Here is a 10,085-nt window from a genome sequence, read left to right as displayed (position 1 = left end):
ATTATAGCGTATGGTAAGTTCATTCATGTCTGCCGGAAAGAAAGGTTTTAGCAAAATATGCTTGAATCCGGGATGTTTTTCATCTATCTGAATTCCTCCCAGTCCTTTGTATAGCCATGCTCCTATTTCTCCGAACATAATATGGTTATATGAGTTGTCGATAACGACATCTGTCCGCCAATTTTCATGTAGAGTTGTAGCACCTTGTTTGATCCAGTACCCCCAGGAAGGATAGGTGTCTTGTGATGCGACTTTGTAAGCTGTTTCTGCATATCCGTTATCTGACATGGCGGAAAGTAGGGCTTTGCTTCCTAATAAACCGACGTCCAGATGATAATCGTCTTTTTCTACCAATTCATGTAGTCTGGCAGCAACTTTCTTTTTATCTTCTTCCGGAACGATTCCCCAGTATAATGGCATGGCAAGTTCTGTCTGTGTTCCCTCTGCATATATTCCTGTTTCCTTATTGAGAAAACTGGTGTTGATAGCCTCTTTTATTTTTTGTGCCAGCGTGTTATAATAGGAGGCATCTTCGGCATATCCGAAAAGTCTGGCTGCTTTGGCTAGAATACAGACGTCCGTATAATAATAGATAGAGGAAGTCAAGGTTATATTGCTTTTTGAGCGTACAGGTACCCAGTCGCCCAATCCCCAGTCTGTAAGATGATTGGTTGATATGGATTCTATATAGGAGACATATTTTTTGATTGGTCCGTACATGCGGCGGAGTAATGTGGTGTCTCCGTAAAATCGATAAATTTCCCAAGGGATAATGGCGACAGCACTCGTCCAGTCGACCCCGTTGGCCCAATCATAGCCCCATACAGAAGTTGGGATGATACATGGAAGGATTCCGTTGTCTTTTTGTTCATCACAAAAGTCGTTCATCCATTTCTCATATATAGAGATACCATCGAAATTGTATAATCCTGTTTCTATGGCAATATGTGCGTCTCCTGTCCAGCCATTTTTTTCCCGTTGAGGGCAGTCAGTCGGGTAACCGAACAAGTTGGCTAAATAGGAACTGTTAGTGGCTTTCCATATTTTGTTTAGCAGATCGGATGACGAAGACCAGTAGCCGATGGCCGGAACATCACTGTGCATTTCTACTGCAATAAGATTTTCGTCGGATAATTGAATAGGGGCAGATGATGAGACTTCTACAAACTGAAAACCTTTGTAGTTGAATTTGGGCATGAATCTATCTTGCTTTCCGCTAAGTATGACGATGTCTGTTTGAAAAGGATCGCTGTCGTCTGTCGGCCGGTAGTGATAATCTATATTTGCCATGTTTACCATACCGTTTTTGTCTAAAAGTTCCCCATGTTTCAGGCGCAGTTTTGTTCCTTTTTTCCCTTTCACTTTTAGCTCGGTGACACCTGCAATGTTTTTGGGGAAATGATAGACGTAGCAGCTGTCATTTATTTTTTTGCATTGAGTTGCTGTATAGCGGGCCGTTTCACGAATCGGATGCATAACTTGTGATTTGATCGTTTCCGTAGGCGATTCGGTTTCTTGTGCATGATACCATCCGGTAGCGTTGAATCCGGGGGAGTCCCAGCCTGCTAATTCTTTCTGTGCATCATAATGCTCGGCTGTATAGATGCTGTTGAAAATAACCGGGCTGTCAGTTGTTTGCCAGGTTGAGTCAGTACCCAGATATTCTGTTGTTCCATCTGTGTAACGCAGATGGAGTTGTGCTGTGAATTTAGGGCGGTTTCTCCATGAAGCCTTGTCGAAAAACCATACTGCTGTGGATTGATGATTATACCAGCCGTTCCCCAGTTGTACTCCTATTACATTTTCACCCAGAGATAGTAATGACGTAACATCATGAGTGACTGATAGTATACGTTTGTCGAAATGTGTATACATAGGGTCCAGGAAATGATTTCCTGCCCGTTGCCCGTTGACAGAGAGCTCATGTAGGCCTGCCGATGCAATAGTGAGTAAGGCTTGCTCGATTGTTTTGTCTAATTGGAAGCTCTTTCTATAATAGGGTGCCGGACGGTATGTGATGTCATGTTTGTCAGTAATCCATTTCCCTTTCCAGTTGTCGGGTGATAAACATCCTGTCGTGAAGGAGGATATTGGAGAAAATGTAGTTTTCTGTTTGGAAGAGGTTTGATAGCCTATTTTCCAATAATACGTTGTATATGAATCTAAGGGTTGTCCATCATAGGAGACTCTTATAGGAGCTCCTATGATGGATTTGTTCCAATAACCGGACTGTCTGCCTGATAATTGAGTACTGTCTGTTGATAGCCATATCTCAACTCTGTTGATACTATCTTCCTCTAGCAGCGGAAGTTTCCAGGAGAGTCTGGGAGTTTGAGTATCTACTCCTACAGGAACGGGTATATTCTCACATTTTAATTCAAATGGCGTTTTTAGCTCTTGAGGTGCACATGAGAATAGGGTTGTACCCAATAGTAAATACAAATAGGACTGAATTGGAATATGAGCCATATTGGTTAGTTGGTTAGTGATGAATTTACTTTTTTCTTCTCTCTTCGAGCTCTGTTGATATTTCATATAATCTTTTTTCATTTAACGGATAACGTGAAATGAAGAATGCTGATAGCATGGTGGCAATTGCCGGGAAGATACTCATCATCATACAAATGCCGGTTTGAGCAAAGTCGGATTGGATTACATTTGCTTTGAAACCGAAATAGGCCAGTAGCCATCCGGTCAAAGCACCTCCGATTGTCCAACCGAACTTTTGAGACATGGACGAAGAAGAAAATATCAGACCGGTTGCACGTCTTCCGGTTTTCCATTCGGAGTAATCTGATATATCTGCATACATAGACCATAACAAGGGAGAAATAATACCCGCACAGATACTTATTAAGACCTGTAAACAAAGAATTCCCCAGATAAAATCTTTAGGAAGGAAGTAGAATAAAACGCTTAGAATGGTAGCGCCAACCATTGCCATAAAATAAGTTTTCTTTTTACCGATTCTCTTGGTCAAGGATGGCACAAACATGATTCCGAGAATATTGGCTGCTTGGCCTAATACCAAGTAGATAGTAATTAGAGTAATGGCACTGTTCATGAGTGAGAAAGAGAATGTATCGGAGCTGTCTACATAATATTTGAAATAGAATACAGCGGAACCGTCACGAAGAGAATTGAAAACTAATGCCATGATTCCTGCACATAAAAGAATCCACCAGGGTTTGTTTCTGCCCAGATCTTTCAGATCTTCTTTCAGCGACCCTTTTTCTTCTTTTATGGGCTGCACTCTTTCTTTTGTCCATAGAAAAGTTAATAAGAACATTCCACTAGCCATAATCGCAAATACGACTGCAGCCATTTGCCAGCCGAAAGCGATATCGGGTATATTCTCCGTTATCTTCATTTTACTGAATATATCGACCAGTGGCTCAATGAGGAATAGTACCAGAATACTTCCTCCAAAAGCAAATGTCATGCGGTAGGAGGAAAACTCTGTGCGTACTTGCGGATTGGCAGACATTACTCCTAATAGAGATGCGTATGGAACATTGATTAATGAATATACCATCATCATAAGGGTGTATGTGGCATAAGCAAATATTATTTTGGTAGTCATGTTATCTCCAAAAGAGGAGAAGGTCAGTATACCACAGATGCCGAATGGTATGGCTACCCATAGTAGGTAGGGGCGGAATTTACCCCAGCGTGAGCTTGTCCGATCGCCTAATATTCCAACAAACGGATCGAGGAAAGTATCCCAGACGCGTGTGATAAGGAACATCGTCCCTACCACAGCCGAAGAGATACCTACCACGTCTGTGTAGAAGAATAGCAGATACATTGTGAATAACTTCCAAAACATGGAAGAAGCAGCATCTCCTAATCCATATCCGATTTTTTCTCTTAGTTTTATGTTTTCCATGGTGATGTATTTATTGTTTCAGGTATTGTTTATTATGATTTACCATAGTAATGATCCGCTTCACAGATTCTATAGAACGGAAACCGTCAGTTGGTGTGTGCAGGCAATAATCTACAAGTTGGCTTACTGTTGATTCAGCTACATGAAGACGTGTGTCAGAAGACGCATAATAGATATAAACCTTTCCATTATCATCTTCAATCCATCCGTTTGAGAATAATACATTCGATACATCACCGATTCTTTCCTCTCCAATGGGGGCCATGAAATAACCTGCAGGCTCGGCAATAATCTGTGTCGGATCTTCTAAGGAAGTCATATATAAGTATAATACATAGCGTAGTCCGGCTGCGCATCCTCTTACACCATGTGCCAGATGTAACCATCCTTGTGGGGTTTTAATAGGGTGTGGCCCTTCTCCGTTTTTCACTTCCTTGATCGTATGATAAAACCGTTTATTGATGATCTTTTCCTCTTTTATTTCTGCATGACAGATATCATCGATGAGTGCCCATCCGATACCTTCTCCATTGCCGGCGTCAATGAAACCATCTTGGGGACGGGTATACAGTGCGTACTTCCCGTTCACAAATTCCGGATGAAGCACTACGTTGCGTTGCTGGCTCGGAGATTTTAGGTCCGGCAAGCGTTGCCATGTTTTCAGATCTTTTGTTCGTGCAATACCTGCTACGGCTACTGCGGAAGACAAATCACCGGCTGGAGCGTTTGCATCTTTGCGTTCCGCACAAAAAATACCATAAATCCAGCCATCTTCATGTGCGGTCAGGCGCATATCATACATATTGGTATCGGGAATGTCTGTCTCCGGCATTTCTATCGGATAATCCCAGAAACGAAATCCGTCTACAGGACTATTACTCTCTGCTACTGCAAAGAATGATTTTCGGTCTGCTCCTTCAACGCGCGCCACAAGATAGTATTTATGATTGATTTTGATGGCTCCCGTATTCATTACAGCATTGATGCCAATTCTTTCTTCCATGAATGGATTTTGTTTTTCATCAAAATCATATTTCCAGATGAGTGGTGCATGTTCTGCTGTTAATACAGGGTAGTAGTAACGTTTGTATATACCGTTGCTATTGCTGCATATCTCATTTTTTCGGTTGATAAGAGCTTCATAATTTTGTGTTAGCTCTTCTAATCTATTACTTTTCATATTCTATTGTTATTTTTTTCGGTTAATTATTTTATAATTAAAACCCAGTCATTTCCTTTTCCTTTTGTGGGAGAGGATATGGGAATGGTATCTGTTGTTGTATATTGATAGAATGTGATTTTTCCATTGCGAGGATTCATCCACTTTAGAGACCGTTTGGGCGTATTCATTGAAGGCAAATAAATGGTTCTCTCTCCACCTTGTGGAAAATATACTAATAAATAGTCTTTATTGCCGAATGCTACAGGGTAGTTTTTATTTTCTAAAGGTACATCGCCAAAGATGGTTTGTAGGTTTTTTCCTTGAGTAAAATCAAATTTCTCCCATAATCTGCGAAAGTGAATTAAATCCCAGGCTCCTTGTTTATCCATTGATTGGTACCATGGAGTGTCGGCGTCACATTTAGGCTCACGTCCGGTATCAAACATCTGCCATATATCATTACAGCCGTATGTATATCCACAAGCTCCGCTGAACATACTTTGGTAAAGTGTATGGCGGATATCATCATCTCCAAATCTTCCATTTTCTTTTTTGAAATTGATCGGAATATTTTCATATCTGGGTTCTCCGTCCATGCATGGCTTGTGTGGTTCCTTATTTAAATCGGGCAAAAGCAGACGTTGATAGATTGCGAAATCTTGTTGTGCGTGTCCGGATTGACACATATTGAAATCCAACCAGGAAGCATTGTGAAACCAGAACGAGGATGAGTGCTCTCCATGAGGATGATAAGTCATCAAATGGTTTTTGTCTACACTTTTAATACCAGTCGCTAATGCATTCCAAATGGCAAAGTTCTTTCCGTCTCCACTTCGATCACCTCCTATTACCCATATCAGATTGGGAGCGTTCATATAGCGTTCTCCTAACCATTTGCCGTATTTATATGCATTCTCCGGAGTAAAAATCTCTGGTCCTTTTCCCCACTGTTTGTCTACCTTATCCCCCCAGGTTGGTAGTAGAGCTATGTATAAGCCTTTGACTGCAGCCAGAGAAATAACTTTGTCTACATGGGTGAAGTAGTCAGGAGCGGGTTTGTCAATATTGCCGTCAATTAACTTGGGTCCTCCGTTAGATGAAACATTCATGTCATCTAATTCATCCAGGATTACCGTTTGTATTACGGTAAATCCTTTTTCTCTACGATTCTCCAGATATTGCTCTGTTTCTTTGTCATTTAAACGGCTAATGAGTTCCCATGCTGTATCTCCTATGTAGAGAAAAGGAGTTCCATCGGTGTATTCCAGATAACGTCCTGAAGAATTTACCCTTAAATTTCCTTTGGATAGATTCGTGGCATTTCCTGTCCACCGGTCTTCTTGAGCAGAAATTCCAGTTAAATAAAACATAAATAAAATGTAGCAGATGGAGAACCTTTTGAACATAATTCTATTTTTTAAAAGTACTTGTATATTTCTCAATGATAGGCATTTGCGGTCTGTCTTTCCCGTCTTTGGGGGTGATTGCCATGAAATAGCTATCCCACCACGGACCCGCAGCCCAATATGTACCATTGATTCCGTTTTCTTGTAAATATCCCAAGAATAAGTCGAGGGTTTCATTCCAACGGGGATCATTGTCGGGAATTCCATATTCTCCGATAAAACCATGGAATTTATTTTGTTTGATCCATTCTACAAATGGTTTTACCCGGTCGATACCTTTCTCCAGATAACATTCTTCCTCTTCGTATGAATATTTGTAGGTACCGGATGCATCCTTGTCAAAATATACATGAGCTTCAAAAGCAAGGTTATTAGCCGGGTCTTTTAAATATTTGAGTGTATCACTCTGTTCAATCCAGCGCTCTGCTGATGACCAGTCATTGCCGCCTACCATGATAAGAGTATTTGTGTCGACTTCCCGAATGGCATTGATGGACGCTTGCGCCATGTCGAACCAGCTGGTTTCCGGGGTCAGATCATGTGGCTCGTTCATTAGCCCATAACCATATATGTTTTTAAAAGTCGAGAATTCTTTAGCGATAGCTTGCCAGAAAGAAGCCAAGTCTCCGATCGTTAATCCGTTATTTCCAATGAGGGTATGTTCGTTGTTCATGTAACGGCGACAGTAATTATGTAAGTCAAGAAGAACCACCATATCGCGTTTCTCTGCAGCTCTGACCAGTTCTTTCATTTTATTGAGGTCATGTTGGTTTAACGGTCCTTTTAAGTCAAGTTGTAGCCGTTCCCATTTGAATGGCAACCGGATAAGTTTCAGCCCTTTCTTTTGCCAATATTCGAGGTCCTGGTCTGTCGGGTAGGTATAGTCTTTATTATATTCCCCGGGAAAGGATGAACCGAAGTCAGCACATGCCAAGTTTACTCCGTAAGGTTCACCTGTCTCTTTTACTGGAGGTTGATTACTTTTACATCCATTTAGAGTAAGAAGGCTGAGTAGTAGAAAAGCCGAAATAAAAACTTTTTTCATAATGTTCTGTTTAATAGGGTGATTGAAGGTTCCAGCCTTTTACAATAACTGGAGATTCCAAATTTATTTTTAATATTTTTGATTCCTGTGGATTAAGCCATATATAGTTCTCTGAAACGATAAGTTGATCCATCTTTTCTGGTGCTTCTATGTGCACTCCGATAGCGGGGTACTTTCCTGTATTTGTTAAAGTCACTATATTACCTGTGCGTTCCATTTTTATTTCTGTCTGGGGCATTGATAAGATGGAGCCCGGACGTACTTCGTAATTGGTAAAGTAATAATTCCGATACATATTCTTGTTGTCTTTGATTATGTCCAAGACAAAGAATAACATGGTCGATTTGGTTTGTTCTCTATTCAGACTTATTTCTCCTAATTTTTTGACAACATTCTCATCGCCAGTGCCGTTAAAAGTATGGGTGGCAACAGTGTCTAGTAGTGCATTGTATATAGACACTTTGACCTGATAAGGCTCTTTCTCCAATATTTGGCAATCGTCGAGTAGATAGACAGGAAGACTGACTTCTTGACTGGAAAGATTGCTGCGGTCAAATAGCATGACTGCCGCTAGCGGAGCAAAAGACTTTTGCACAAAATAGTGGACAGGTTTGATGATACCATAATAATCTACACATGACCATGATACGCCGGGATAGTTATCGTTCATCTTATAATAAAGTGCTCCGGTAGTATGAGGCCATAATGTGCGTGCCCGTTCTAATGTATGGCGCACTCCTACTACTTGTGCTAACTGTGATCCGAGTATGAAAGAAGCCAGCGAATCCTTCGACATAAAATAACCGGAATATTGAACGAGCTTTTCCATTTCTCTCATTGTTCCGAAGATAGGAGTGTGGTGTGTGAAATTACCGCTCCTTTGGGGAGGCCACACTTCTTTTTCCTCATCCAAATATCTACGCACTGTCTCGATGTGAGGTAATGATGCTATCCCAAATTCTCCCCAAAAAGGAGCGGTCATATTTAAGTTATGATTAAGATGGGCATCGTCCCACCAGCAGTTGTAATTGTGCTGACTACCTCCCCAGGCCTCCCCGCGATGGAAGGGACGTGTTCCGTCAAGTTCAATGCTTAGTCGTCCCATCATATCAATTGCAGGTCCGAATGGTTTATCCGATTCATTTCCTGCTCCCCACATGATAAGAGAAGGGTGATTTCTTAATCGTTTGGTATTTCTTTCCACTGTTTCTTGCAGCATAGCGTACGGTTGCGTGTTATGGCTATTCCAGGCCGTTGGCCATTCTTGCATGACTAAAATACCATATTTGTCGCATAATTCGTAAAAATCATCAGTTTCGGGCATTCCCCCTCCCCAAGCTCTTAGCATTTGTATGTGCTGGCTTTGGGCTATTTGGAGTAAATGTTCATATTTATTTCTTGAGAAGTCCATTAATGCATCCATAGTGCACCAGCCTGTTCCTTTTATAAACATCGGCTTGTCATTGATGACAAATGTCCAGTTATAATAATCTTCTTTAGCACCATCAATTAATGGTCTCATCTCAATAGTCCGTATACCGAACGACGTTTTTGCATGGGCGGTCTTTCCTTTTTGTGGAATGAAGAATAGATTGAGGTCGTATAGTGCTTGTTCTCCTCTGTCATTGGGCCACCAAAGATGCGGATCTTTGATTTGAAGGTCTAAAGATAGAGTTTCCTGTTTCTTCTGACTATTTATGTCGAAATGATAATATTGTTTTACTCCTTTAAAGTTTTTAGGAGATACTTCTGCATATAATACTCCTTTTAATGGAGATGATTCTTTATGCAAATCGAGAGTTAAGCGCATTTGACCATCGAGCGAACGAGTGGCGATGAATGGCGATTCTATTTCTACTGCGGCTTGTTCTTTTAATTGAACGCTACGCCAGATTCCTAATGATGGGATTTGTGCATAATGCCATCCATAAACGCAATTGAATACAACAGTATATTTCCAACTTTCATTTGCGTTGGGAGGCCAGTTTCCCAGAAACATTTGGGGAATGGCTTCTAGTTTTACTATGAGAGTATTTTTATTCTTTAAATATTTACCTATTGAAAAATCGGGGCCTCCGAACATACCTTCGTGTGTTCCCAAAAGTTTTCCATTGAGCCATATTGTACATTTGTTAGCGATTCCGCCAAAAGATAATATACAGTGCGATGAGGGGGAGTCTAGTTCGAACTCCCGCTTCATCCACCATGTTTTGTAAGATTGTTTTTCTGCAATAGAGTCATTCTGTCCGATGTATGGATCAGGTATGATTTCATTTTCTACTAATGCGGTGTGAATACTACCAGGCACACGGGCGGGTATTTGATCTGTCCAGATGGTATGTAAACGTTCTTTTTCACTTCCTCCTTCTGCCAGTTGCCAAGTTCCGTCCAAAGAGATTTTCGCAGGAGTATCCCTGACAAGAGGAATATTTCCTGCTTCAGTCATCTGTATACCTTTTACTTCTATTGGAGATAGCTTTGCTGCAAAGCTTTCCCTGTCTATCTCATCCATTGATTTTTGTGCAATAATCATTGGAGTAGATAGCAGTAAAGTGATAATGGTGATGATTCGAGTTCTCATGG

General features: G+C 41.0%; 6 protein-coding genes. All 6 read right to left on the bottom strand.

Annotated elements, in window-relative coordinates; genetic code table 11:
• Nucleotides 1–2,535, bottom strand: a 2,535-nt coding sequence (locus AB5217_RS16015) for a family 78 glycoside hydrolase catalytic domain (protein WP_368117371.1), incomplete at its 3' end; no start/stop codon positions are given.
• The gene (locus AB5217_RS16010; RefSeq protein WP_004302618.1) at nucleotides 2,495–3,889 is read right to left on the bottom strand and encodes an MFS transporter; all 1,395 of its coding nucleotides are present in this window, start codon (nucleotides 3,887–3,889) and stop codon (nucleotides 2,495–2,497) included. The genes AB5217_RS16010 and AB5217_RS16015, both read right to left, overlap by 41 nt.
• 10 nt (nucleotides 3,890–3,899) lie before the next feature.
• Nucleotides 3,900–5,069 (bottom strand): glycosidase, encoded by a 1,170-nt coding sequence (locus AB5217_RS16005; RefSeq protein WP_004302617.1) that lies wholly within the window; start codon nucleotides 5,067–5,069, stop codon nucleotides 3,900–3,902.
• 26 nt (nucleotides 5,070–5,095) lie between these two features.
• A complete protein-coding gene (locus AB5217_RS16000) occupies nucleotides 5,096–6,457 on the bottom strand; it encodes a DUF4038 domain-containing protein (protein ID WP_004302616.1) in 1,362 nt (453 codons plus the stop codon).
• A 4-nt stretch (nucleotides 6,458–6,461) separates the two neighbouring features.
• A complete protein-coding gene (locus tag AB5217_RS15995; protein ID WP_004323976.1) occupies nucleotides 6,462–7,502 on the bottom strand; it encodes a glycoside hydrolase family 5 protein in 1,041 nt (346 codons plus the stop codon).
• A gap of 10 nt (nucleotides 7,503–7,512) precedes the next feature.
• Nucleotides 7,513–10,083: a glycoside hydrolase family 2 protein gene (locus AB5217_RS15990; RefSeq protein WP_004302614.1), complete on the bottom strand. Its 2,571-nt coding sequence runs from the start codon at nucleotides 10,081–10,083 to the stop codon at nucleotides 7,513–7,515.
• Nucleotides 10,084–10,085: the final 2 nt, after the last annotated feature.

The organism is Bacteroides sp. MSSM.1001136sp1_RTP21357st2_D2_RTP21359_211015, from assembly GCF_040913205.1.
Taxonomy (GTDB): Bacteria; Bacteroidota; Bacteroidia; order Bacteroidales; family Bacteroidaceae; genus Bacteroides; species Bacteroides ovatus.
The sequence above is the reverse complement of the archived record's forward strand: the minus strand, read 5'-3'. Positions and strand labels throughout refer to the sequence as shown.